The sequence below is a fragment of the Streptomyces sp. NPDC016469 genome, from assembly GCF_040632905.1.
GTDB lineage: Bacteria > Actinomycetota > Actinomycetes > Streptomycetales > Streptomycetaceae > Streptomyces.
Map to the genome: position 1 here is coordinate 120,841 of NZ_JBEYCQ010000020.1, position 24,253 is coordinate 145,093.

Here is a 24,253-nt window from a genome sequence, read left to right on the forward strand (position 1 = left end):
CGGAGCTCGCTGGGGGCGATGCGGACGGGTGTCGTCGGGGCCCCCGAGGGCTCCGAGGCGGACACCGGGGCTTGCCCGCCGGCCGGCCTCTGGCCCGCGTACACGCGTGCCCCGGGCCCGCGTACACGCGTGCCCCGGGCCCGCGTACACGTGTGCCCCGGGCCCGCGTACACGTGTGCCCCGGGCCGCCCGATGGGGCTCCGGGGCACACATGAGGTGGACGGGGCTCAGGCCGCGAGGCCCTTCTCGCCGTCGGAGCCGCCGCCGCGCGAACCGGGGCGCGGCTCGGGGATGCCGAGCGCGTCGTCGCGGCCGGAGGCCACTGCCCGGGGCCGGCGCGAGCGGACGAGGGGGCCGAGGCGGGCGGACCGGGAGACGGCCGCCACGAGAGGCGTCAGCATCATCATGGCCAGGGGCGCGAGGAGCAGCGCGACGGCCGTACCGAGGGCGAAGCCGCCGATGACGTCGGTCGGGTAGTGGACGCCCATGTAGACCCGGCAGAAGCCTTCCAGCAGGGCGAGCCCGATGGCCGCGATGCCGAACTTCCGGTGGGCGACGAAGAGCCCGACGCCGAGGGCCATCGCCATCGTGGCGTGGTCACTGACGAACGAGAAGTCGTTCTTCCCGTCGACCAGGACGTCGAGCCCGGAGTGGTCCTTGAACGGCCGCGGCCGCTCCACGAATCCACGGATCGGAATGTTGATGAGCAGGGCGATACCGGCCGCGAGCGGGGCCCAGACGAGCCCGGCCACCGCCGACACGGAGTCCTCGGCCGTGCCGCGCCGGCGGACGCTCCACCAGCACCACAGGACCACGAGGACCATGCCGAACATGATCCCGTACTCTCCGACGAACTCCATGACCCGGTCGAACCAGGTGGGAGCGGACTTGGCGAGCCCGTTGATGTCGTAGAGCAGGCTGACATCGGGGTTCGACCCATCCAGTGCGAGTCCAGCCATCTGCTGCGGCCCCTTGCCTTGTCTGCTGCTGCGGCACACGTCCCTGTGCGCCGCGATTCACGAACCCCCGTGTTCGGTTCGTCCACGTCGATCACTCACGCGCCCAGCCAGAGAACGACGCGCCCCGCGTGTACGTTCCACTCTCCACCGAATGATCACCATGACGTTATCGAAGAGTGACACATCGTCGCAGTTCAGGGCCTGGGCTTCACGGAGGGTTCCGGCCACCGGCACGCGGACGTCAGGCGGAAGGCAGCGCGGTCGGCAGCGCCGCGGCCCCGTCCTTGGTCACGCGTGTGGCACCGAAGTAGTCGGGCGTGTCGATCTTGTCGAACCGGATGACCGCACCAGTGTACGGAGCGTTGATCATGTACCCGCCCCCGACGTACAGGCCCACGTGATGAATGGCACGCGAATTGGTCAGATCGTCGGAGAAGAACACCAGGTCCCCGGGGAGCAGTTCGTCGCGCGAGGGGTGCGGCCCGGCGTTGTACTGGTCGTTCGCGACGCGGGGCAGCTCGATGTCCACGGACCGGTACGCGGCCTGGGTCAGCCCGGAGCAGTCGAACCGCCCGCCCTGCTCGGGCGTACCGTTGCCGCCCCACAGGTACTTGGTGCCGAGCTTCTTCTGAGCGAAGTAGATCGCCCCGGCCGCCTGCTGGGACGGCTGCACACGGCCGACGGGCCGGGCGAAGCTGTGCTCCAGTGAGCGGATGATCTTGACGTAGTTCTCGGTCTCGGCGATGTCGGGCACGCCACCCGACTTGATCACGCGGTACGCCCCCGCGTTGTAGGCGGCGAGCATGTTGTCGGTGGGGTCACCGGGCACCTTCTTCACGTACCCGGCGAGCTCGCAGTCGTACGACGCGGCGGAGGGGATCGCGTCGGCCGGATCCCACACGTCCCGGTCCCCGTCCCCGTCCCCGTCGATCCCGTGCCCCGCCCAGGTCCCGGGGATGAACTGCGCGATGCCCTGCGCGGCCGCGGAGCTCTCGGCGCGGGGGTTCCAGCCGCTCTCCTGGTAGAGCTGTGCGGCGAGCAGAGCCGGGTTGATGGCCGAGCAGAGGTTCCCCCACTTCTGGACGAGCCCCTGGTACTTGGCCGGCACAGCCCCCTTGGCCAACGCGACGGCCCCCCCACCGGCCCCCCCGACGAGCCCGGCAGCAGCGGAGTAGGTCCCCACAACGAGCAACGCCACAAAGCACGCGGCCCCCCCGACCCCGACCCCGACGGCCACCCAGAATCTACGCACCCGTCAACCATCCCCCATCGGGGCACGGTTCGGGAGCGTTTTCGACGGTGTGTACGAGTCATGACGGGGAGCGCGGGGGCGCTCAGGGAGCGCCGGCGGACCAGAAGTCGTCGCGGACGTTGGGGCGGGGCAGCGGATACACCCCATCGTAGGAGGGCCCATTGGGCGGAGCCGTCGACTCCGCCACCTCGGACTCCTCGACACAGGGACTATCCACCTCGAAGAAGGCTTGGCCCTTCCCTCCAACACTCAGTGTGACGCCAAAACCGTCACTTGTTTGAGCGTAGATGGCGGGAAGGTCGGCGTCCTTGTTAACAGCCTTGATCTTGTACCCACTCTTCCGCCAGAAGCGGTCAACAACCCCTAGCAAGCTGCCGCGACGTTCCTCAGAAATAACGGTCATCACGACGCGCATCCGCGAAACGTCGCAACGCCCGGTACTGGTGGGCCCATGAGCCCATTGGACCGCAGGCTTAATCTCGCTCAGGACCTGATCCAGAATGCCATCGGCTCGATTTGCAGCCTCTTGCATATCCATGGCCGCACCCCCTCCATCATTAGTGCGATCACCACCTCCGCAACCCGATGCGGGAAGACATAGCAGCAACACCACACCCAGCCTCAACGCTCGCCGCGTCACCGCGCCTCCTCCACCTTGACCTTGTCGGCCCGTCCAGCCGCGATCAAAGCGATACTGTCAGCCGACATCGCGTCTCGTTGAGGTTCGACATCAAAGTAATTCGAGTGGGCATCGATCGAGAGCCCATCAGGGCTGACGAGACGGGGCCCGGGCGCCACCGGAAACCGTCTGGCACCAAAAGCTTCACTCGCCGGATCCCTACCGAACCAAAGGTCGTCGCTCCCCGGATCCGCAGCCTCCCCAAACAAGTGCGCAGTCGCGGCCCCTCCGGTCAGCCCAAAGAACCCTGCGGCAACCTGGCGCACCGACGGCACCTTGGTCACAACGTCATTCTCCGCCGCACCCACAAAGACGTGCCCCTTGCCCACACCCAGTTCTTCTGCTCGATTCACGCCAACCCCGGGACTTCCAACGAGGACGATGTCGTCGACCCCTGGAATCCCACCGTACTGCTGGGTTGCAGCTCCTACCGTGCGCGATCCGTACGAGTGCCCGATCGCTGTCATATGCGGATCCTCATGCACATTTGTAGCCGCCAGTCCTCCCATGAACTGGTTGAACGCATTTCCACCCTTGACAGCCCTATCGTCACCCGCAACAGCCAGGCTGCTCAAGCCGTCCGGAAACTGTGGCGCGTCATATCCCAACCACACCATCGAGGCACTTGAGTGATCGTACTTCATTGCCGATTTGGCCGTGTCCCTCGCCCGCTTGAGGTCCCCCCTAGCGAAATCCTCGTCCAACGAAGTATTCAACCCCGGCACATAAGCCGCCACATTCCGCGCCGTATCCGGGTTCCCGTACGACACAATCGCGCGCCCGTTCCCCTCGTCCCCGATGCCGAGCAGGTACATCGGCGGCTGGCCGCCCTCATCGAGTTGGCGGTGAATCTCCCGCAACCCCGCCAACCGCACCCGGGACACCTCGTCATCCCGCCCCTCCAGCTTGCCGATCAAGAGCTGGAGGTTGTCGCGGTTCGCCGTGTCGCGGATCAGGGACGGGATGCCGTCCAAGTTGCCGATCTGGTCCGGGTACACCGCGAGGTACTCCTCGCGTTGTTCGTCCGTCAGGTGGGCCCACCACTCGCGCCGCGCCGCAGGTGTCGCGTCACGGGGGATGCGGGACTTGAGGTAGCCGCGCGCGGCCTCCCGGACCGCCGCCGCGTCGCCCGCCGCGTCCGTCCACGTGCGGTCCGGGACCTGCAGGCCCTCCTCCGCACGGAGCCGGCGCAGGATCCGGGTGAAGCGCCAGTCGACCCGGGCGGCCGCACTCACCGCCCCCGTGACCCGGTCCGAGATGTCCCGCGCCTTTGCGGCATGGGTGTCCGGGGCGATCAGCCCCGAGGGAGGCAGCAGCCCCGGCATGGCGGTCACCCGGGCCGTGCCACCGGGCAGCAGATCGCCGTCGAACAGTCCCCCGGGCCCGGGCGGAAACGACACCGACCCATCCGCGTGCACGATGAATTTCAGCGACTCCGCCTCCTCCAACGCGCGCCGCAGCACCCCCTGCTGCACCCGCATCTCGTGCGCGAGGCTGTTCAACGCGGTACGGATCAGCCCGCACTCGGTGTACACGTACTGCAGGTTCCGGCTCATCCGCCGCAGCCGCCCCACCGCCGCGTCGGCCGCCGCGCCGTGCTGGGACTCGCGCAGACCGACGAGCAACTGCTTATCGATGCGGTCCCGCCCGGCATCCGCGCGGTTGCTCGCCTTGCCCCAGCCATCCGCCGCGCTCTCCAGTTCGGCGCACTTGAGGTCGCGTAACTGAGTCCACGTCAACGTGGAGGACAGAGCAGTCACCGCTCCACCCCATGGGTCCGGCGCGCGACGGGCGAGAAGGACGACCGCACGGACTCATTCGTCTCGCCCTGCGCCCGCGCGACAGCGCGCAGGCTGCCCGCGAGCGCCCCGCACTCATGGCGGGCGGACTCGACCCGCCGCACCCAGGACTCCCGCACGGCGCCCAGCTCGGCGAGCGAGTTCAGACCGGCGGTACCGGCGAGCACCCCCTCGTGCGCCGACGCCAGCTCCATGCGTACGGGCCCCAGATGCGCACCCATCCCCTCCGCGCCCCCGGCCGCCCGCAACCACGCCCCACCGCTGTGCCGCAGCTCGTCCCCGGCGGCAGGGCCGCCCCCGCCGGCGGAACCGCCACCCGCGAGATCGACCAGCCTCAACCGCGAACCACTCATCGCTCACCCCGTTCTTGATCACGAAGATCGTGGAGCGGCACTGTGCCAAACGCGGCAACCGCGACACGCCGGACACCAAGCGGCCGGGGAGCGGGCACACCCCCGCACCCCGGCCCCGCCAACGCCTCGCCCCCACCCACGGATCACCCGAACGGTGGACCGGCGCTAACGCCCATACGCTCTCGGGTCCTCCTCGCCCAGCCGGCGCAACGCGGCCACCGCACGCTCCTCCGGCGGGATGCCGTCCTCGGGGATGCGCCACAGAAGCTGCCGTACGTGGCCCTCCTCGACGTCGTACAAGAGGCTGATCAGCGTCTCGTCCGGGTCGTTGAAGGCCGTCCCGGCCCAGTCGAACCGGACGCTCCAACGAGCGAGGAGGTCCGGCCGGCCGCGCAGCCCGTCGGCGATCAGCCGGGCGGCCCGGCGGGCCGGCCACATCCAGCTCTCGTCACCCTCGGCACGGGCGATCTCGGCGTCGTACGCGGCGGCGTCGAAGCGGAGCTCGGGCAGTTCACGTTTGCCGCCCGGCGGAACGGGGCAACGCCAGCCGGACCAGACGACCTGATCCCCGTCCCGCCGGACGGTGACGTACAACGCACCGCAACAGCCCTCGGCGCAGTACGCCTCGGCGAGCCGCACCTCGCGCGGTTCGTCCGTGGCCCGCAGGGTGCCGGGGAACAGCAACTCCTCGGGGGAGCCGGCGGGTCCCCGGCCGAAGTAGTCCGGGACCAGGGGACACCCGTCGACAAGGACGCGCGCCTCGACGGTGGCCGGATCCCCGGGATCACGCTCATGGACCGCGATGCGCAACCGCGCACCCGGGGAGCGCGGAGCACCGAGCACCTGCGCCCGCGTACGCCGTACCCACGCGACCCGCCGCCGCACGCCGGTGTCGTCGCCCTCCCCGCCCGGAACCGCACGCCACTCCGGCCGGTGCAGGACGGCCGTCAGCTCCGACAGGGCCGCCTCGCGCTGCCCGGGACCCCAGTCGTGCAGCACGGCGGGTCCCGTCCGCAGCTCCTGGACGGCGGACAGGAGAAGCGCATGGTGGTCGAGCGTGGGGGGAAGGAGGCCGGCGCCCCGCGCGAACGCTTCGTACGCGCGAGGGGCGTCCGGGTAGGAGAGGATCTCGGGCCGGTAGTCGCGGAGGGTGGTCATGAGGAACAGCAGCCGCCCGGTCCTGGCGATCAGTTCGGCGCCCGCAGGGGCCGGAAGCCCGGGGACCTCCGCCAGCAGATCGGCGAGCCGGGACGCCTCCGCCACCCGCCGCGCCACCTCGGGTGCCAGGTCCTCCGGCAGCGCGACCAGTCGCTCCCGTACGGCGGTACGGTCACCCGCGTCGAGCGCGGCGAGCAACGGCCGGAAGGCCACGGGGCCGTGGTGGTTGTGGAGTTCGAGCAGCGCACCGGCCGGCCGGTCGAGGGCGTCGAGCGCGTGGACGACGGGGCGCACCAGGGTACGCAGCCGGCCGAGGGTCCACAGATACGGCACGTCCTGCGGCTCGCCCAGCTCGGTGAGCAGGGCCAGCCCGGTGCAGACGGCCGGGTAGCCGGTCCCCGTACGCACGAGCACGCGCGCCAGCGCCCGCGCCCGTCCTTCGTTCTCCACCGGCATCCCGGCGACGAGGAGCCGCAGGGTGCGGTGTCTGACGGGCGGGTCCAGTGCGTCGAGGCTCCGGTGCACTACCACCGCCGCCTCGACGGGATCGGGGGCGGCCAGCAACGGGCCGAGGAGACGGGTCAGCTCGTCCCTGGTCCTGGTGAAATCCCGGCTGACCCGGTTGGACGGGACGCGGCGGGGTACGGGCGGCGCCGCGTCAGCCCGGCACCACGGCCCGTCGGGCTCGGCGTGTTCGACACGCAACGCGCACGCGTACAGGGAGGAGGGCCGGGGAGTGAGCGCTCCGCGCTCTTCCGGGGCGCTCAACGGGCGGGGTGGTTCTCAATTCCATAGGTCATGGCGCGGAGTGTGGCAGAGCCCCGTCACACTCCGCCAGCACTTTTCACCGGGCGCGGTTCACGCGTGCTTACCCCGCCCAGCCGGAAGAATGCGCCCCCATGAGCTCAACGTCCCCCTCCCCCAGCTTCTGGCACCGGCCCATGGTGGCGCGCCGCGCCGACGAGCAGCACCGCGCCTCGACGATGCTGGAACTCTTCTTCGACCTCTGCTTCGTCGCCGCCGTCGCCCAGGCGGCCTCCGCCTTCGAACACGAACTCTCGGCGGGCCGCATCGGCCACGCCGTCCTCGGCTACGCGATGGCCTTCTTCGCCATCTGGTGGGCCTGGATGAACTTCACCTGGTTCGCCTCCGCGTACGACACCGACGACGTCCCGTACCGGCTGCTGACGCTCGTACAGATCACCGGCGCGCTCGTCCTCGCGGCGGGCGCCGCCGAGGCGCTGGAACACGAGGACTTCACCGTCATCACCTGGGGCTATGTGATCATGCGGCTCGCCATGGTCACGCAGTGGCTGCGCGCCGCCCGTTCGGACCCGGAGCGGCGCCGCACCTGCCTGGGGTACGCCGCAGGGATCCTCCTGGTGCAGATCGGCTGGGTCGTACGGCTGGCCCTGCCCGAGGACACCGGTCTCGTGACCTTCGCGGTCCTCGTCCTCGCGGAGATGGCCGTTCCCGCACTGGCCGAACGCAAAACCACCACCACCTGGCACCCGCACCACATCGCCGAGCGGTACGGCCTGTTCACGCTGATCGTGCTCGGCGAGTCCATCACCGCCGCCACCGGTGCCGTACGCGCCGCGCTGGACACGCACGCGGCACTCGGCGACCTCGCCGCACTGGTCGCGGGCGGTCTCCTGACGGTATTCGCCCTGTGGTGGCTGTACTTCGCGCAGAGCGCACCCCGCCTTCTGAACAGCTTGCGTACGGCGCTGCTGTGGGGGTACGGCCACTACCTCGTCTTCGCGTCGGCGGCGGCGGTCGGTGCCGGGCTCGCCCTCAACGTCGCGCACACCGCGGGCCACGGCTACATCTCCGACCGCACGGCGGCGGCCGTCTACACCGTGCCGGTCGCCGTGTTCATCACCCTCGTCTGGCTGCTGCACCACCGCACCGCGGGGCTTCGCCGCGGGGCCGACGTGCTCCACCCGGTGGCGGTACTCGCGGTCCTGGCGGCCACATACGCCCCGTCCCCCATCCTGACCACGGGCATCATCACCGCACTGCTCATCGCGGCGACCCTGCTGCTGGCCGCCCGGGCCACGGACAGCCGTACCGAGCCCGCGCACTGACCTCAGCGGCCGGCCCGCACCGCCTGCCCGGGCAGGGCGATCCCCTGTGCATGGGCGGTCTTCCCCGGCCGCAGGGTCCACGGCACGGGGGGCGTGGAGGTCAGCCAGCCCTCGGCGATGAGGGTGTGCACGATGAGACCGCGCAGCTCCCGCCCGAGCTTCTTCCACCTCAGCCCCTTGCACAGCTGGCTGTAAGACGGCCCATGGCCGTGCTCCGCCCGGAACCCGACGGTGAACAGGGCCGCCTCGCGCCCACAGTCCGGGTGGGCTTCCCGCCAGGATTCGTACGCGTCGAGAGCGGCCCGGGGCGCGGGCAGCGGGGACGGCCCGGACATGAACGCAGGAGCGACCCGCGCGAAGGGTAGACGACAGAGCCCGCACGACTCGACCGCCTCCGTGTGCCGCAGCAGCGCGGGGCTGATGCCGGACTTCCAGGCCGCCCAGCTCTCCGGAGTGGGCTCGGCGGTGGCCGCCGCCTCCCGGGCCGCTCGCCGTTCCTCCTCCTCCCGCGCGCTTGCGGCAAGCTCCTCCGGGGTACGGAACCGGCCCGCGAGGTGCCCCACCGACGCGCCGAGCCGGTAGGTCTGCCCGGACACCTCGGCGAGGAACCCCTTCTCCAGGAGCACGGGCACCGCCCCGTAGCAGGCGGCGGGCAGCTCGGCCGGCGCACGGCCGACCAGCTCGTCGGAGCAGTGGGCCGCCAGGAACAGCGCGGCCAGCCGGACCGCCGGCGCCCCCTTCCGTACCGGCTTGGCCAGCCTCGTACGCATGGACCAGCCCGACACCCGCGACCGCGCGTCCTTGCCGAGGGGCAGTGCGCGACCGGGCCCCGGGGCCATGTCCGGCACCACGATGGCGTACGGCACATCCGGTTCCCCGCCGATGAGCCGGCCGGGCACCTCCCAGCCCGCCGAGGTCAGTTCGGCCAGGGCGCCCTCCGGGTCCTCCAGCCGCAACGACCGCAGGTCCGTCCCCGTGAGGTTGCCCGCCCCCGTCCGCGCGGCCCGGATCGCCACGACGACCGCGAGGAGCCGCGCGTCGACGGATTCCAACGGCAGGCCGGCCACGTACGAGAGGAGCGCACGGGCGCCCTCCCCCTGGCGCGGTGTGAGCAGGAAGGGCGGTGACGAGGCGGCGGCACCGTCTCCGGCGGAAGCGGTCGTCACGGGCGGCACGGCGGACACGACAGGCTTGGGCACATCACATCTAACGGTGATCGGACCGCCGAAGTCACGCGCGGACGAGCTTTTTCCCGCACGGACACCGGGTCACGCGGGAGCCGAAGCCCTCCTTCGAGGGACGTCAGCGGGACGTCAGGCAGGCGTTAGCAGAACATGAGCGGCGCACGGGAGGCTTCCCCTGTCAGACGGTCCGGAGGGGGAGCGGTTCGCCGCAGATCCGGGCCACGTCTGCACCGACCGCTCCATCGACCGCCACACATTCGGGGAATCCCATGCGTACGATCCGCAACCGCAAGCGCACCGCCGTCCTCGGCGCCGCCGCCACCGCCGTGCTCGCCCTCGCCCTCACCGCATGCGGCGGGGACGGCGGCGGGACGAAGGCGGCCGGCCCGGCCGACAACACCGCCTCGGCCGACGCCACCGTGGCCGCGAAGGACACCGCCCAGGACCAGGGCGACACGGCGGCCGACAGTGCGGAGACGGGCGGCGGCTCCACGGACGCGGTCACCTCCAGCACCGGCACGTCCAAGGGGGGCGCAGCGAAGACGGGCGCTTCCACGGGCGGCGCCGCCGGCGGCGACACCAGTGACGGCTACGCGTACAAGCACCCCTGCGAGAGCAGCGACCTGTCGGTGCGCGTGTACGCCCGGGAGGGTTCGGCCACCCAGCACGTGATCGAGGTCAACAACACCGGCAGGAACTCCTGCGGCCTCAGCTACTTCCCGCGCGTCAGCCTGGGCGCCGCGAACGCCACGGACCACAGCGGCGACATCCTCCCGCTGGTCCCGGGCGGCCTCGGCGGCGCACCGGCGTACCCGGTGAAGCCGAAGACCGCCGCGATCGCGGTGATCGACCTCAACCCGGGCGGCGGGAACGGCGTGACCTGGGTGAACGAGCTGAACGTACTCGCCGACGGCGACCACATGCCCAACGCCGAGCAGCTCAACTTCCCGCTCGGGCCCGACGTGAAGGTCGGCACCCCGAAGCTGGGCCTGTACGAGCGCACGGTCGCCGACGCGGTGGCCTCCATGAAGCAGGCGAACTCGAAGCCCTGACCCCCACCGGGCCGTGACGGTGCCCTCGGACGGACCACGACGGCCTGTCCGAGGGCACCGCTACGATCCCTGCCATGCCCGCCTTCCGCGACTTCAACTTCAAGCTGCTCGTCATCGAACAGCTCATGTACAACGACGAGACGCTCACCCCGGCGTTCCGCATAGCCGACCGCCTCAAGGCCAAGGGCATCGACCAGGACCCGCAGACCTACGCCTACGAGCACGACCTCGCCTTCACCGTCCTCAACGAGGCCCGCGCCCACTTCGAGGCACTGGAGATCAGCACCGAGCTGCTGGCCACCGTGAAGACGCTGGTCCTCGACGGCGGCCTGGAGGTGTACCAGGAGTGCGCCCCGGTCTGGGACGGAGAGGACGACCTCTTCGACGTGGGCTCACTCGAAGACCTGGACCTGCTGCCCAACCTCCGGCTGATCAGCGGCGTGGACGACTGCGGAATCGGCATGTCGTTCGACGCCGACGTCCTCGCGAGCCGGGGCATCGCCACCGACTGACGACGGGCGACACCCCGTCAGGACCGTTCGCCTCGTGCCCCGTACGTGTCCGGCGCACGCGCGGCGGGAATGATCAATCGCATGAAAGAGGACAACAGGGACACCGCAAGCGGCACACCGGGCGAGATCCTGCACTGGAACCTGTTCATAGGTGGCCACCTCAGCGCCTCCGTACCCGTACGCCTGGTCGAACGAACGGACGCCGGACAACTGGTGTGGATGAAATCGGGCACCCCGATGTGGCACACCGCCCTCCCGCGCGGCGTCACCCACCTGCGCGACATCGACCCCCGCGAGCGCCCGGCCGAGGGCTTCCCCGTCGTCGCCGGCCGCTGGCCGATGGGCGACGCGCTGTTCTACCAGCCGACGGGAGCGGCCCACTCGGTGCTGTGGCTCTTCGGCCGCAGACACAAGTTCCGCGGCTGGTACGTCAACCTCGAACGACGCGTACATCACGGTGCGGACATCGACATCGCCGACCACGAGCTGGACATCAACGTCGCCCCGGACCGCACGTGGAGCTGGAAGGACGAGCGGTCCTTCGCCGAGAAGACCGGCCACCCCGCGTACTGGACGGCCGAGGAAGCACGCGCGATCCGGTCCGAAGGAGCGACAGTCGCACAGCTCGCCGAGGCCGGAACCTTTCCCTTCGACGGCTCCTGGTGCGACTTCCGGCCACCGCCGTACTGGAAAACCCCTTCGCGTCCACCGACCCCGCGCCACCCGCTGCTGCGCCCGATGGGCGCTCCGACCTCGCCTCCCCTGCCATGAAGTGCATGATCCGGCGGTTGGCGGGCATCTCGGCCAGCTTGGCGTGATGACGATCGTTGCCCGACGTCACTCTGCGTGATACACAGAGTAACCATACGCATTTCGCCCATACACCGATTCGAACCGCAGGTCAGGGCGGTCAGACCGGTCAAATGTGCGAGATCCGGGTAAAGAGAGCCGTGAAGCCGTCGTACGAAAGCAGTTTCATCAGCGAAGATAGAGAGTGACCCGTGCCATGCGGTACGGGCGGTGAACTACCCAACTGGGGCGGTGACTTACATGATCCTGGCAGCGGAAAAGGGCGACATCACCACCATCATCGGCGGAATCGCCCCGAACTGGGGGCCGTTCGGGACCCTCGGCAACGAGGCCCGCGTGATGATCGAGGTGGTGATGGCGATCGCCATCCTGCTGTGCCTCGGCATCGCGGTCTGGGGAGCGGCCAAGCAGCGGATCGGCGCGACGGCTCTGCGCGACACGTTCAGCGCTGAACAGGGCAAGGGGCTGATCGTGGCCGGCCTGACCGGTGTGTTCATCATCGGATCGCTCGGCACCCTGTTCACCATTGTGTACGGGATGGCGGTCTGACCGGGCGTCACTCCCGCCCGGGGGCTCGTCCGCCCCACCCCTCCCATCCGTCCGTCGTGCCCACCGGCAGAGGTTGCGTACCCCTGATGTCGAGTCACCACACCGCGTCCGCGCGGAGAGCAGCACGGCTACCGTCGTACTACGACGTGGTTCAAGCAACGGTTGAGGGGGCGTACGCGGCATGAGTCTCGGCGACGAGGACGGCTACGGCAACGACGCGGGACGCTCGAGCGACGCCTACAGCACGATCGGCGGCACCCGCCAGACCCGCACCCGCCTGCCCGAGGGCCCCGGCGACCCCTACGGCCCCCGCCGCCCGGCCCGCAACTCCCGCTCCCTCATCACCGTCGCCGGCGTGGTGATCCTCCTGCTGGGCGCCATCGCCTTCGCCAACATGGGAGGCGACGACAACGACGGCTCGAACGGCAAGTCGGACACGACCTCCGGCAACAGGGCGGACGCCGCCCCGACATCCCCGACGGGCACGAAGCCGGTAACAGGCAAGAACGGAACCATCCCCTCCGGCTTCGCCCACAACCAACAGGGCGCGGAGAGCGCGGCGGCGAACTACTCGGTGGCGCTCGGTTCCGTCGAAATGTTCGACAAGGCCAAACGCGACGAGATCCTTAATGCCGTCATCGCACCGTCGGCTGTCAATGGCTTTCGAACGACTCTCGACCAGGCGTACTCATCCTCGCTCTTCAAGAACCTTGGCCTCAACGAAGACGGCTCGACTCCTGACGGGTTCACGTTCATTTCGCGTACGACGCCCATCGGCACAAAGGTCACGAAGAGCAGCGCCGACCGGGCCACGGTCGAGGTCTGGTGCAGTGGCTTGATTGGACTGGCCGGAGAAGGTTCCACCAAGCCCGTAACGGATGGGTGGTTCACCATCACCATGGAGCTGCAGTGGATCGACGGCGATTGGAAGGCCGTCACCCACTCCCAGAAGGATGGCCCCGCACCCGTGGGTGGGGACACGAGGGCATCCAGCGCTGACGAGATCGCTGGTGCTGTCAATGGGTTCGGAGGGTTTACCTATGCCCGGTAGCCGGTCCCCCCGATGGAAGTCCGTCGCGGCCTTGCTCGCAGCGGTCCAGGTCTCTGCCGTCCTTCTCGCCGCGCGGGCCATGTCTGCACCTACGCCCAGCCCTAGCCCGAGCAAGAGCAACAACGCGTGTGACCTGATCCACGGCCCCGCCAAGGACTACTGCGAAGGCGGAAGCGCCAGCTCGCCCCGGTCCACACCGCCCGCGAGCACCGACCCCGCGCTCGATCCGCTCACCTCGCTCGGGCGGGGCTGTGCCGACGCCGCCGCGTGGATCGTGGGCAAGCTCAGCGACGCAGTCAAAAGCACCGCCAACGTCGACTTCACGAACACCCGCTTCCTCCAGCAATACGCCATCGTCTTCGCCGCCTCCACCGTCCTCACGCTCGTCCTCTGGCTCCTCGCCGTAGCCAAGCGCGCAATCCGCGGCGTCCCCCTCACCACCGCCATCTCCGAGGCCATCGGCTTCCTCTGGCTCACCGTCCTCGCCTCCGCGTTCACCCCCCTCATCCTCTACACCATCGTCTCCGCCACCGACGGCGTCACCGAAGTCATCGCCTCCTCATCCGGCGGCCAGACCGACGTCTTCTTCGGCTCCTTCGCCCAAGCCCTCAAAAAGGACTCCGACATCGGCGGCGGCCCGATCATGCTGATCGTCGTCTCCCTCGTCTCCATCCTCGCCGCCGGCATCCTCTGGCTCGAACTCGTCATCCGCGCCGCCCTGCTCTACGTCGGCGCACTCCTCGGAACCGCCGTCTACGCCGGGCTCGTCGACAAGAACATGTGGGGCCACGTACGCCGCTGGGCAGGCATCATGATCGCGGTGATCATGGTCAAGCCCGTCATCGTCGTCGTACTCGGCCTCGCCGGCGCCCTGTCCTCCGATGACGGCCCCGACGCCTTCTCCGCCGTCGTCTCCGGCCTCGCCATCATCCTGCTGGCCATCTTCGCCTCCGCCATGATCTACCGCTTCGTCCCCGGCTTCGGCGACGAGATCCAAGGCGCCCGCACCAACCGCAAACAGGCCACCGACGGCTCCCAGGCCGCCGCCATGATCAGCTCCCCCGCCGCCCTCGTCTCCCAGGGCATCAAGACCCACAGCAGCCGAGGCGGCCAGAACGGCGGCGACACCAGCAGCGGCGGCGGCCGCCCCGCCAACCCGGTCAGCGGCGGAGTCGCCGCCCACAGCTCGCGCAACCCCGGAAGCGGATCCGCCCCCTCCGCCGCGCCTCCGCCCCGCAGCGGCTCCGCCCCGACGGCCGGCACACCCCACAGCAGCCGCGGCACCCGCGGCGGACCAGGCAGCACAGGTAACAACCGCACAGGAGGTGGCGGGCGTTGAGCACCCAGTCCCATCCCATCGCGCCCCGCCGTACGTATCTCATCGGCCGGGCCCGGCCGAACGCGATCGTCGGCAAGAACCGTGAGACGGGCGAGATCGCCCTGATCATCGCCGGCGCGTTCCTCGGCATGATGAGCGGACTGCTCGTCCCCGTCCTCTCCCTGCGCATCGTGCTGCTCACCGGCTTCCCGCTGCTCGCCATCGCCATGGTCTACGTCCCGTACCGGCACCGGACCTTCTACAAGTGGTTCGAGATCAACCGCAGCTACAAGCGCTCCCTGCGCCGCGGCACCACCTACCGCTCCACCGCCATGGAAGCCGGCACCCGCGCCGACGGCCGCGAGGTCGAGATCGGCCCGCCCCCCGGCATCGGCCGCATCAACTGGCTCTCCGCCCCCTTCGGCCCCGACGAGATCGCCGTCCTCCTCCACGCCGACCGGCGCACCGTCACCGCAGCCATCGAGATCGAGGGCCCCGGCGTCGGGCTGCGCGACAGCGAGGACCAGGAAGCCCTCGTCGACCGCTTCGGCACCCTCCTCAAGCACGTCGCCAACGGAGACGGCTTCGTCACCCGCCTCCAGATGCTCGCCCGCACCCTCCCCGCCGACCCCGACGCCCACGCCAAGGACGTCGCCCAGCGCGGCGCCGCGTCCTCCCCCCGCTGGCTCCAGGACTCCTACGACCAGCTCCAGTCCATGGTCTCCACCTCCAGCGAGCAGCACCGCGCCTACCTCGTCGCCTGCATGCACTTCAACCGCGAGCTCGCCGCCGAGGCCAACGCCATGGCCCGCGCCGCCCGCCCGCACTCCGGCCGCAAGCTGGACCGCGACGCCGGCCTCGCCGTCGTCATGGCCCGCGAGCTCACCGACATCTGCGCCCGCCTCGCCGAGGCCGACATCCGGGTCCGCCAGCCCCTCGGCCAGAGCCGGCTCGCCTCCCTCGTCCACTCCATGTACGACCCCGACCACCCCATCGACCACATCCAGGCCATGACGAAGCGCAACGCCTGGCCCGCCGAGCTCGACGCCGTCGAACCGACCTACCTCCAGGCCAAGACCCGCGAGTCGTCCACCCGAGCCCCCTGGTGCCACTCCACGGCCTGGGTGAAGGAGTGGCCGATGACCCCCGTCGGCGTCAACTTCCTGGCCCCGCTCCTCGTCCACACCCCCGACGTCATCCGCACGGTCGCCGTCTGCATGGACCTGGAACCCACCGAGATCGCCATCGAGCGCATGCTCACCGAGAAGACCAACGACGACGCCGAGGCCAGTCGCCAGGCCAAGATGAACCGCACCGTCGACCCCCGCGACATCGCCGCCCACGGCCGGCTCGACCAGCGGGGTGAAGACCTCGCCAGCGGCGCCGCCGGTGTCAACCTCGTGGGGTACATCACCGTGTCGTCCCGCTCCCCCGAAGCCCTCGCCCGCGACAAGCGCACCATCCGCGCCTCGGCCGGAAAGTCGTACCTGAAGCTCGAATGGTGCGACCGCGAGCACCACCGGGCCTTCGTCAACACCCTGCCGTTCGCCACCGGCATCCGCCGCTAGCCGCCAGTCCGCGACACCGAGAGGGAGGTCAGTCACGCCATGCGAGATCCGCTGTCCGCGTTGTCGGACGCCTTTACCGCCTTCCTCTTCGGGAAGGTGGAGACGACCCGGCTGCCCGTCCGTACCTCTACGGGCCAGGCACAGGCCGTCTACCTGCCCACCGCCGCCCCCGGCCTCGGCGACTCCGGTGTGATCATCGGCCGCGAGGTGTACTCCGGCAAGGGTTACATCTACGACCCCTTCCAGCTCTACGGACAGCAGCTCCCCGCCCCGCACTGGCTGGTCCTCGGCGAGTCCGGGAACGGCAAGTCGGCGCTGGAGAAGACGTACGTGCTCCGCCAGCTCCGCTTCCGCGACCGCCAGGTCGTCGTCCTGGACGCCCAGGGCGAGGACGGCGTCGGCGAGTGGAACCTCATCGCGCAGGAGCTCGGCCTCACCCCCATCCGCCTCGACCCCACCTCCGCACTGAACGGCGGCATCAGGCTCAACCCGCTCGACCCGGCCATCACCACCACCGGCCAGCTCGCCCTGCTGCGCACCATCATCGAAGTCGCCATGGGCCACGGCCTGGACGAACGTTCCGGCTTCGCCCTCAAGGTCGCTCACGCCTACGTCAACGCCACCACGACCGACCGCCAGCCCGTCCTCACGGACATCGTCGAGCAGCTGCGCCACCCCGAACCGGAATCCGCCCAGGCAATGAACGTCGACATAGACGACGTACGCGCCTGGGGCCTGGACGTCGCCCTCGTCCTCGACCGGCTGGTCGACGGCGACCTGCGCGGCATGTTCGACGGCCCGACGTCCTTCGGCATCGACCTGGACGCCCCCCTGATCGTCTTCGACCTCTCGCACATCGACCGCAACTCCATCGCCATGCCCATCCTGATGGCGATCGTCGGCGTCTGGCTGGAACACACCTGGATCAGGCCCGACCGCAAGAAGCGCATCTTCCTGGTCGAAGAGGCATGGCACATCATCAACTCGCCCTTCGTCGCCCAGCTCTTCCAGCGCCTCCTGAAGTTCGGCCGCCGCCTCGGCCTCTCCTTCGTCGCCGTCGTCCACCACCTCAGCGACGTGGTCGACGGCGCCGCCGCACGCGAAGCCGCCGCCATCCTCAAAATGGCCTCCACCCGCACCATCTACGCCCAGAAGGCCGACGAGGCGAGAGCCACCGGCCGGGTCCTCGGCCTGCCCCGCTGGGCCGTCGAAATCATCCCCACCCTCACCCCGGGCATCGCGGTCTGGGACGTGAACGGCAACGTACAGGTCGTCAAACACCTGATCACCGAGGCCGAACGGCCCCTCGTCTTCACCGACCGCGCCATGACCGAATCGTCCGTGAGCGACCTCCTTCCGGACGACGTAAGGGCCGCCGACCTCGAAGCGGAGGAACGCGCGGCGAGAATCGAGAACCAGCAGCGGCTGAACGAGTCGTCCGAGTCAACGGTGGCATGACATGGCAGGGAGCGACGGAGGGCGGTCCGGCAACGGCGGCAAGGGGGGCGGCATCCCCGACGGCCTGCTCGTCGGACTGCTGGCCTTCCTTCTCGGACTGACGCTGCTGGCCTGGGCGGCCACCGGATTCGCCGGCCTCCTGGCCCACGGTGCCTGGCCCGACGGCGTCACACCGACCGAGACACCACTGGCCCTCCGGCGCCTGCTGGAGGCCCCGCACGACCTGCCCGCCGCCTGGCCCCGCACACCACCGGAAGAACTCTCCGGCTACGGCCTGTTCTGGGGCCTGCTCATCGGCGAACTGATGGTGCTCGTGGTGCTGACGGTGTTCGTGATGGGTGTCATCACCCGCTGGCGCGCCGTACTGGCCCGCCGCCGCGCGGAACGCACGGAGCGGCTGGCCCTCCTCGAACAGGCACACCGCGAGGAGCGCGCCCGGCGTCGGCTGGCGCAGGGCAAGGACCGCAGGGCCGGCCGGTGGAGCAAGCGGCAGGATTACGCGTACGAGGCAGCGCTCCCCGACCCGGAACCGGCCCCCGAGCCCACTCCCGACACTCTCCGCACGACGGCCCCCGTTCCCGCGCCGGCCACCCCCGTTCCCGCGCCGGCCACCCCCGTTCCCGCCGAACACCGCACCGAAACCGCACCGCAGCCGACAGCCCTTCCCGCCGAAGCCGCCCCCGAAGCACTCACCGGCCGAAAAACACGGCACGCACCGACCGACGCCGCGAAGGCGGCCCCCGCAGCGACGGCAGCCACGGACTCGGCCCCCACCGGCCCACTCCCCGCGACCGTCCCCTCCCCACGCACCCCCTTCGTCCTCTACGCCCCCGCCCCCACCCGCCGGGCCACCGCCGTCCAGGCCGTCCGTGAAGCCGACGGCCCCGTGCTCGTCGTGACCTCCGACCCCACCCTCTGGGCCGAGACCAAGGACGCCCGCGCCAAGCTCGGCCCCGTCCTCGTCTACGACCCCGGCCACCTCTGCGACACCCCGGCCCGGCTGCACTGGGCGCCCACCGGCGGCTGCGAGCAGGACGACCGGGCCGCGGCCCGCGCAGGCGCACTCCTCGCCCCCGTCCGCCCCCAGGCCCGCGCCGACTCCGCGACGGCCGACATCGCCGAAACCCTCCTGCGCTGCTGGCTGCACGCCGCCGCCATCGACGGCCGCCCCTTCCGCCAGGTCCACCGCTGGGCCATCGGCGGCAACGCCCACGAACCCGTCCGCCTGCTGCGCACCCACCCCAAAGCGGCCCCCGGCCTCGCCGGGCTGCTGGAGTCCGCGCTCACCGGCCACCCCGAACGGCGCGAGATGGCCCAGGAACTGACGGTGCGCGCGTTCGGCGCCCTCTCCTCCGTGCACGTCCGCGACGCCTGCACACCAAATCGAGCAGATGCGCTCGCACTGGATTCCTTTGCGGACGAAGGGGGCAGCCTCTATGTGGTGGGTGAAGCCATCGAGACCCCGCGATCCGGCCCAGGGACGATGCCCCTGCTCACCGCGCTCGCCTCAGACGTGGTCGAGCACGGCCGCCGCATGGCCGCACGGTCATCCGACGGCCGGCTCGACCCACCAATGACACTCGTCCTCGACGACATCGCGGCCGTCGCCCCCCTGCCCCGGCTGCCCGAGCTGCTGAGGTCCGGCCATACCCAGGGCCTGTCCACCATCGCCCTGCTCCGTTCCCCGGAACAGGCCCGCTCACACTGGACGCAACAGCTCCGGACACCCAGCACGCTCTAGCCGCCCGAAGAGCACGGCTCAGGGCCGCGTCACCGCGTACTCCAGCTCCCGCGCCCTCGGATCGCCCGGCATCGGCACCGTCTCCCCGGTCGGCACGAAACCGAACCGCCGGTAGAACGCCGCGGCGCGCGGATTGGCCTCGTGCACATACAGCCGTACGCGCTCAAGCCGCGGTGCCTCCAGCGACCACGCCCAGTCCACAGCCGCCCGGAACAGCGCGTCCGCCACCCCCGCCCCACGCGCCTCCGGCCGCACGAACACGCCGACCAGGTGGCCCTGGTTCACCGACGCCGCCTCACCGAACCGCGCCTCGACGTCCGGCCCCTCCACGAGCACCGTCACCGAACCCGCCCAGACACTGTCCGGGCCCTCCGCGACGAACTGCCGCACCTCGCCCGCACCGTCCTCGGAGGCGTCGACCGTCCGCTCCCGCCACGCCCCGTCGGACCGCTTCAGCCCCTGCTCGTACGTCTCCAGGAACGCCACCGGGGCGGCCGGGTCCAGCAAGGCGGCCAGCCGGAGCTCCTTCACCGACCGCCACTCGTCGGCGCGCACCGGCCGTATCACGTAGTCCATGCACCGATCCTGACCTGCGCTCCTGTGACCGCGCAAACGCATTCGACCCGTCCACCGGGAGTCGTACCCCGGTACTACGCGCCCCCGCACATCCCGCCTCCGGTCCGACGACCGGCCCGCGCCGGCTCCGTAGCGTCGACCGCATGATCAGGGCACACGCACTCACCAAACGCTACGGGGACACCACCGTCGTCCAGGACCTCGACTTCACCGTCCGCCCGGGCACGGTCACCGGCTTCCTCGGCCCCAACGGCGCCGGCAAGTCCACCACCATGCGCATGCTGCTCGGCCTCGACGCACCCACCCGGGGCCGCGCCACGATCGGGGGCCGCGCATACGCCTCTCACAGCGCTCCCCTCACCCAGGTCGGCGCCCTGCTGGAGGCACGCTCCGTCCACCCCGGCCGGACCGCCTTCCACCACCTGATGGCGCTCGCCCACACCCACGGCATCCCACGCAGCCGCGTCGAACACGTCCTGGACCTCGCCGGTCTCACCGCCGTCGCCGGGAAGCGGGTCAAGGGGTTCTCGCTCGGCATGGGCCAGCGCCTGGGCATCGCCGCCGCTCTCCTCGGCGACCCGGCCGTCGTCATCCTGGACGAACCCGTCAACGGCCTCGACCCCGAGGGCGTCCTGTGGATCCGCACCCTGCTCCGCGACCTCGCCGCACAGGGCCGCACGGTCCTGGTCTCCTCACACCTGATGAGCGAAATGGCCCTCACCGCCGACCACCTGGTCGTCATCGGCCGCGGCCGCCTCCTCGCCGACACCACCGTCACCGAGTTCACCGCCACGGCCGGCGGCGGCTCCGTCACCGTCGTCACCCCTCAGGCCACCGCCCTGTGCGACCTGCTGCGGGGCCCCGGTATCGAGATCACCGCCACGCCCGGCTCCGACCGGCTGGACGTACGCGGCACGGACGCCGAACACATCGGCCGCACCGCCGCCGCCCACGCCATCCCCCTCTACGAGCTCACCCCGCACACCGCATCCCTGGAACAGGCGTTCATGGACCTCACCCAGGAGTCCGTCGACTACCGGACCACCACCGCCGCCGCACCGACCGGAGCGCTCGCATGACCACTACGGCCCTTCCCCACCCCTACCGCGTCACACCTGCCCGGGTGCTGCACTCCGAATGGCACAAGCTGCGCACCCTGCGCTCCAGCTGGATCACCCTCGGCCTGGCTGCCGTCTTCATCCTGGGTGTGGGCATCCTCATGGGCACGACCTACACCTCCGACGGCGGCGACTCGGACATGGACACCGTCATCCTCGTCCTCTACGGCTCGCTCCTCGCCTCGCTCTGCATGGTGGTACTCGGCATCCTCGTCACGGCGGGCGAGTACTCCTCGGGCCTGATCCGCGCCTCGCTGACCGCCGTCCCGCGCCGCCTTCCGGTCCTGTGGGCGAAGGCCGCCGTCTTCACCGTCACCGTATTCACCGCCATGTTCGCGACCTCACTGGTCACCTTCGTCATCGCCCAGCTCTTCCTGCACGACACGGACCAGGCCGCCTCCCTCAGCGACCCGGGTGTCCTGCGCGCCGTAGCGGGGAACGCCGCCGGAACCACCTTCCTCGGCCTCATCGCCCTGGGCCTCGGCGCTCTCCTGCGTTCGGTCCCCGGAGCGATCGGCGCGTTCATCGGCGGTGTGATGATCCTCCCCGAGGTCTTGACCACGCTCCCGTACGACACGGTGGAGACCGCCGTCCGCTACTTCCCCACCCAGGCGGCGGGCGTCCTCGGCTCCGCCACCCCGCTCCCGGACGCCGCGTCTCCGGGCCCCGCCCTGCTCGCCCTGGTCCTGTGGGCCTCCGCCACACTGGTCCCGGCGGCCGTACTCCTGCGGCGCCGGGACGCATGAGCCGCACGCTGCCGGGTACAGGGGAGACTCCAATGGCGGACACCACTGAAGGCCGGGAGCCCGCCCCACCGTCCGCCCCCTCCCCGCTCACCGCGCACATACAGCGCCTGTTCCAGCGCATCCGCGCCTTCGACCGCCACCGACCGTCGGTCTGGAACGGCGCCCTCACCGCGTTCTGGGTGCTGTTCGCCGTCCTCGACGTCTCCACCGGCGGCTGGAGGACGGTCGCCGTCGACCAGGACGTGCCGGAGCCGCTGGTGTTCACCATGAGCGCGGCGTTCTCCGCTCCCCTGCTCCGGCGCCGCTCCCACCCTCTGGCCGTGCTCGCCTTCATGGCCCCGTTCTCACTGGCCAATGTGTGGACGGGTGCGGTCATCCAGGCGTCCCTGCTCCAGGAGATCGTGGTCTTCAACATCGCGGTACGCCTCCCGATGCGCACCCTCGCCTGGTCGGGCGCCCTGGTCGCGGCACCGCTGGTGATCGCCTCGGGCCGGTTCCCGGAGGTCTGGAGCCGTCTCCTGCTCCCGCACGTCTGGATGTTCGCCATCGCCGTCCTGGCGGGGATCCTGGTGCGTACGCGCAAGGAATACACCGCGGCCCTTCTCGACCGGGCCGACCGGCTGGAACGCGAACGCGACCAGCAGGCCCGTCTGGCCGCCGCCGCCGAACGGACCCGGATCGCCCGGGAGATGCACGACATCATCGGCCACAACCTCTCCGTCATCACGGGCCTCGCCGACGGCGGTTCGTACGCGTCGGCCCGCAGCCCGGAGCGCGCGGCCCAGGCGCTGGAAGCCATCGGCACCACCAGCCGCCAGGCCCTCGCCGAACTCCGCCGTCTCCTGGGTGTGCTGCGGGACCAGCCGGAGGACGCCGACCGCACCCCGCAGCCCACCCTCGACGACATCGACGCACTTCTGGAAGGGGTACGCCGCGCTGGTCTCCCGGTCCAGCTGCTCGTACGGGGGACGCCACCGACCGCTCCGCTCACCCCCGGACGCCAGCTGACGGTCTACCGGGTCGTGCAGGAGTCCCTGACGAACACGCTGAAGCACGTGGGCACTTCACCGTCGCTCGCGGCCGAGGTCACTCTGAACTACCACCCGGGCGCACTGGAAACCCTCGTCACGGACAATGGCACCCCGCCCCCGGACGAGCAGACCTCCGTCGGCACCGGGCAGGGCATCACCGGGATGCGCGCACGCGCTTCCCTGTACGACGGCACACTTGAAGCCGGCCCCTCCGCCGAAGGCGGCTGGCAGGTCCGGCTCCGGCTCCCCCTGGAGGACTTCCCCTCGTGACGACCGTGCTCATTGCGGACGATCAGCCGATGCAACGCTTCGGCTTCCGCATGCTCCTGGAGAGCCAGGACGACATGAACGTCGTCGGCGAGGCCGCCAACGGCCACGAAGCGATCCAGCTCGTCGCCCGGCACCAGCCGGACGTGGCCCTGATGGACATCCGCATGCCGCTCCTGGACGGAATCGAGGCGACCCGCCGCATCATCAGGGCCGGTTCCCGCACCCGCGTCCTCATCGTCACGACGTTCGACCTGGACCGCTACGCGTACGACGGTCTCCGCGCCGGCGCCAGCGGCTTCCTGATCAAGGACGCCTTGCCGGAGGAGCTGCTCTCCGGCATCCGGGCCGTGGCACTCGGCGACGCGGTGGTCGCTCCGAGCCTGACCCGCCGTCTCCTGGACGCGTACGTACAGCATTTGCCGGCCGCCCCGGGCGAGCCCGCCACCCAGGACCCGCGCATCGCCGGTCTCACCGGGCGGGAACGGGAAATCCTGACGGTCATCGGCCAGGGCTGGACCAATTCCGAAATCTCGGAACGCCTGCATCTCGCGGAATCAACGGTGAAGACCCACGTCTCCCGCATTCTCGCCAAGACGGGCGCCAGGGACCGCGTCCAGGCGGTGATCCTGGCGTACGACACCCACCTGGTCTCCCCGGGCTGAAACGCAGAAAAGCCCCGTGCCAATGGCACGGGGCTTTCCCACAATGATTGTTCGGCGGCGTCCTACTCTCCCACAGGGTCCCCCCTGCAGTACCATCGGCGCTGAAAGGCTTAGCTTCCGGGTTCGGAATGTAACCGGGCGTTTCCCTAACGCAATGACCACCGAAACACTATGAAATTGAACCAACCGGACAACAACACGGCCGTTCGTTATTTCAGAACTAACACAGTGGACGCGAGCAACTGAGGACAAGCCCTCGGCCTATTAGTACCAGTCAGCTCCACCCGTTACCGGGCTTCCACATCTGGCCTATCAAC

The 24,253-nt window shown here is 70.3% G+C and carries 22 protein-coding genes and 2 rRNA genes; 14 read left to right on the forward strand and 10 right to left on the reverse strand.

The features are described 5' to 3' along the window. Positions 1 to 227 precede the first annotated feature (227 nt). From ABZ565_RS23280 to ABZ565_RS23305, 6 genes are all read right to left on the reverse strand, one after another. A complete protein-coding gene (locus ABZ565_RS23280; RefSeq protein WP_361030029.1) occupies positions 228 to 959 on the reverse strand; it encodes a phosphatase PAP2 family protein in 732 nt (243 codons plus the stop codon). Positions 960 to 1,200: 241 nt separating this feature from the next. Then, a complete protein-coding gene (locus tag ABZ565_RS23285) occupies positions 1,201 to 2,211 on the reverse strand; it encodes a bifunctional lytic transglycosylase/C40 family peptidase (protein WP_361030032.1) in 1,011 nt (336 codons plus the stop codon). A gap of 82 nt (positions 2,212 to 2,293) precedes the next feature. Continuing rightward, a complete protein-coding gene (locus ABZ565_RS23290) occupies positions 2,294 to 2,749 on the reverse strand; it encodes a hypothetical protein (protein WP_361030035.1) in 456 nt (151 codons plus the stop codon). Between the two features lie 98 nt (positions 2,750 to 2,847). Beyond that, positions 2,848 to 4,650, reverse strand: coding sequence for an alpha/beta hydrolase (locus ABZ565_RS23295; RefSeq protein ID WP_361030038.1), 1,803 nt, complete (start codon positions 4,648 to 4,650; stop codon positions 2,848 to 2,850). Continuing rightward, positions 4,647 to 5,027 carry a hypothetical protein gene (locus ABZ565_RS23300; RefSeq protein ID WP_361030041.1) on the reverse strand — a complete coding sequence of 127 codons (381 nt, stop codon included), beginning with the start codon at positions 5,025 to 5,027 and terminating at the stop codon, positions 4,647 to 4,649. The genes ABZ565_RS23295 and ABZ565_RS23300 overlap by 4 nt, the downstream gene beginning before the upstream one ends. Positions 5,028 to 5,207: 180 nt before the next feature. Beyond that, positions 5,208 to 6,905 carry a hypothetical protein gene (locus ABZ565_RS23305; protein ID WP_361030044.1) on the reverse strand — a complete coding sequence of 566 codons (1,698 nt, stop codon included), beginning with the start codon at positions 6,903 to 6,905 and terminating at the stop codon, positions 5,208 to 5,210. Positions 6,906 to 7,099: 194 nt separating this feature from the next. On the opposite strand from ABZ565_RS23305, the gene ABZ565_RS23310 reads away from it, so the two are divergent. Further along, positions 7,100 to 8,290 (forward strand): low temperature requirement protein A, encoded by a 1,191-nt coding sequence (locus ABZ565_RS23310; RefSeq protein WP_361030047.1) that lies wholly within the window; start codon positions 7,100 to 7,102, stop codon positions 8,288 to 8,290. 2 nt (positions 8,291 to 8,292) lie between these two features. Here ABZ565_RS23310 and ABZ565_RS23315 read toward each other — a convergent pair whose 3' ends face one another. After that, positions 8,293 to 9,456 (reverse strand): hypothetical protein, encoded by a 1,164-nt coding sequence (locus tag ABZ565_RS23315; RefSeq protein ID WP_361030050.1) that lies wholly within the window; start codon positions 9,454 to 9,456, stop codon positions 8,293 to 8,295. A gap of 287 nt (positions 9,457 to 9,743) precedes the next feature. On the opposite strand from ABZ565_RS23315, the gene ABZ565_RS23320 reads away from it, so the two are divergent. The 9 genes from ABZ565_RS23320 to ABZ565_RS23360 all read left to right on the forward strand — a co-directional run bounded on the left by ABZ565_RS23320 (position 9,744) and on the right by ABZ565_RS23360 (position 19,533). Continuing rightward, the gene (locus tag ABZ565_RS23320; protein WP_361030053.1) at positions 9,744 to 10,526 is read left to right on the forward strand and encodes a DUF4232 domain-containing protein; all 783 of its coding nucleotides are present in this window, start codon (positions 9,744 to 9,746) and stop codon (positions 10,524 to 10,526) included. 74 nt (positions 10,527 to 10,600) lie between these two features. Next, on the forward strand, positions 10,601 to 11,038 hold the full coding sequence (locus tag ABZ565_RS23325; protein WP_361030056.1) for a hypothetical protein: 438 nt from the start codon (positions 10,601 to 10,603) through the stop codon (positions 11,036 to 11,038). Positions 11,039 to 11,119: 81 nt separating this feature from the next. Beyond that, positions 11,120 to 11,809: a DUF402 domain-containing protein gene (locus ABZ565_RS23330; RefSeq protein ID WP_361030059.1), complete on the forward strand. Its 690-nt coding sequence runs from the start codon at positions 11,120 to 11,122 to the stop codon at positions 11,807 to 11,809. Between the two features lie 279 nt (positions 11,810 to 12,088). After that, entirely contained in the window at positions 12,089 to 12,397 is a 309-nt protein-coding gene (locus tag ABZ565_RS23335) for a hypothetical protein (RefSeq protein WP_018101695.1), read from the forward strand. Between the two features lie 181 nt (positions 12,398 to 12,578). Continuing rightward, positions 12,579 to 13,448 carry a hypothetical protein gene (locus ABZ565_RS23340; RefSeq protein ID WP_361030062.1) on the forward strand — a complete coding sequence of 290 codons (870 nt, stop codon included), beginning with the start codon at positions 12,579 to 12,581 and terminating at the stop codon, positions 13,446 to 13,448. Next, entirely contained in the window at positions 13,438 to 14,787 is a 1,350-nt protein-coding gene (locus ABZ565_RS23345) for a hypothetical protein (RefSeq protein WP_361030065.1), read from the forward strand. Before ABZ565_RS23340 ends, ABZ565_RS23345 begins: the two co-directional genes overlap by 11 nt. Next, positions 14,784 to 16,334: an SCO6880 family protein gene (locus ABZ565_RS23350; protein WP_361030068.1), complete on the forward strand. Its 1,551-nt coding sequence runs from the start codon at positions 14,784 to 14,786 to the stop codon at positions 16,332 to 16,334. The genes ABZ565_RS23345 and ABZ565_RS23350 overlap by 4 nt, the downstream gene beginning before the upstream one ends. Positions 16,335 to 16,373: 39 nt before the next feature. Further along, the gene (locus ABZ565_RS23355; RefSeq protein ID WP_026171334.1) at positions 16,374 to 17,792 is read left to right on the forward strand and encodes an ATP-binding protein; all 1,419 of its coding nucleotides are present in this window, start codon (positions 16,374 to 16,376) and stop codon (positions 17,790 to 17,792) included. Between the two features lies 1 nt (position 17,793). Then, the gene (locus ABZ565_RS23360) at positions 17,794 to 19,533 is read left to right on the forward strand and encodes a type VI secretion protein (protein WP_361030071.1); all 1,740 of its coding nucleotides are present in this window, start codon (positions 17,794 to 17,796) and stop codon (positions 19,531 to 19,533) included. 18 nt (positions 19,534 to 19,551) lie between these two features. Here ABZ565_RS23360 and ABZ565_RS23365 read toward each other — a convergent pair whose 3' ends face one another. After that, positions 19,552 to 20,109, reverse strand: a complete 558-nt coding sequence (locus tag ABZ565_RS23365) for a GNAT family N-acetyltransferase (RefSeq protein WP_361030074.1) — start codon at positions 20,107 to 20,109, stop codon at positions 19,552 to 19,554. Between the two features lie 143 nt (positions 20,110 to 20,252). Between ABZ565_RS23365 and ABZ565_RS23370 the strand changes: the two genes are divergently transcribed. The 4 genes from ABZ565_RS23370 to ABZ565_RS23385 are packed head-to-tail and all read left to right on the forward strand — an operon-like array spanning position 20,253 to position 23,936. Beyond that, complete coding sequence (locus ABZ565_RS23370) at positions 20,253 to 21,188, forward strand: ABC transporter ATP-binding protein (protein ID WP_361030077.1); 936 nt, start codon at positions 20,253 to 20,255, stop codon at positions 21,186 to 21,188. Continuing rightward, positions 21,185 to 21,973, forward strand: a complete 789-nt coding sequence (locus tag ABZ565_RS23375; protein ID WP_361030080.1) for an ABC transporter permease — start codon at positions 21,185 to 21,187, stop codon at positions 21,971 to 21,973. The genes ABZ565_RS23370 and ABZ565_RS23375 overlap by 4 nt, the downstream gene beginning before the upstream one ends. Before the next feature lie 32 nt (positions 21,974 to 22,005). Beyond that, positions 22,006 to 23,274: a histidine kinase gene (locus ABZ565_RS23380; protein ID WP_361030083.1), complete on the forward strand. Its 1,269-nt coding sequence runs from the start codon at positions 22,006 to 22,008 to the stop codon at positions 23,272 to 23,274. Further along, positions 23,271 to 23,936 (forward strand): response regulator transcription factor, encoded by a 666-nt coding sequence (locus ABZ565_RS23385; protein ID WP_361030086.1) that lies wholly within the window; start codon positions 23,271 to 23,273, stop codon positions 23,934 to 23,936. The genes ABZ565_RS23380 and ABZ565_RS23385 overlap by 4 nt, the downstream gene beginning before the upstream one ends. Before the next feature lie 49 nt (positions 23,937 to 23,985). On the opposite strand, the gene rrf is transcribed toward ABZ565_RS23385, so the two are convergent. Together rrf and ABZ565_RS23395 are read right to left on the reverse strand one after the other, a co-directional pair. Then, positions 23,986 to 24,102: ribosomal RNA gene (gene rrf / locus ABZ565_RS23390) — 5S ribosomal RNA — on the reverse strand. Positions 24,103 to 24,180: 78 nt separating this feature from the next. Continuing rightward, positions 24,181 to 24,253 (reverse strand): 23S ribosomal RNA (locus tag ABZ565_RS23395); the annotation flags it as partial.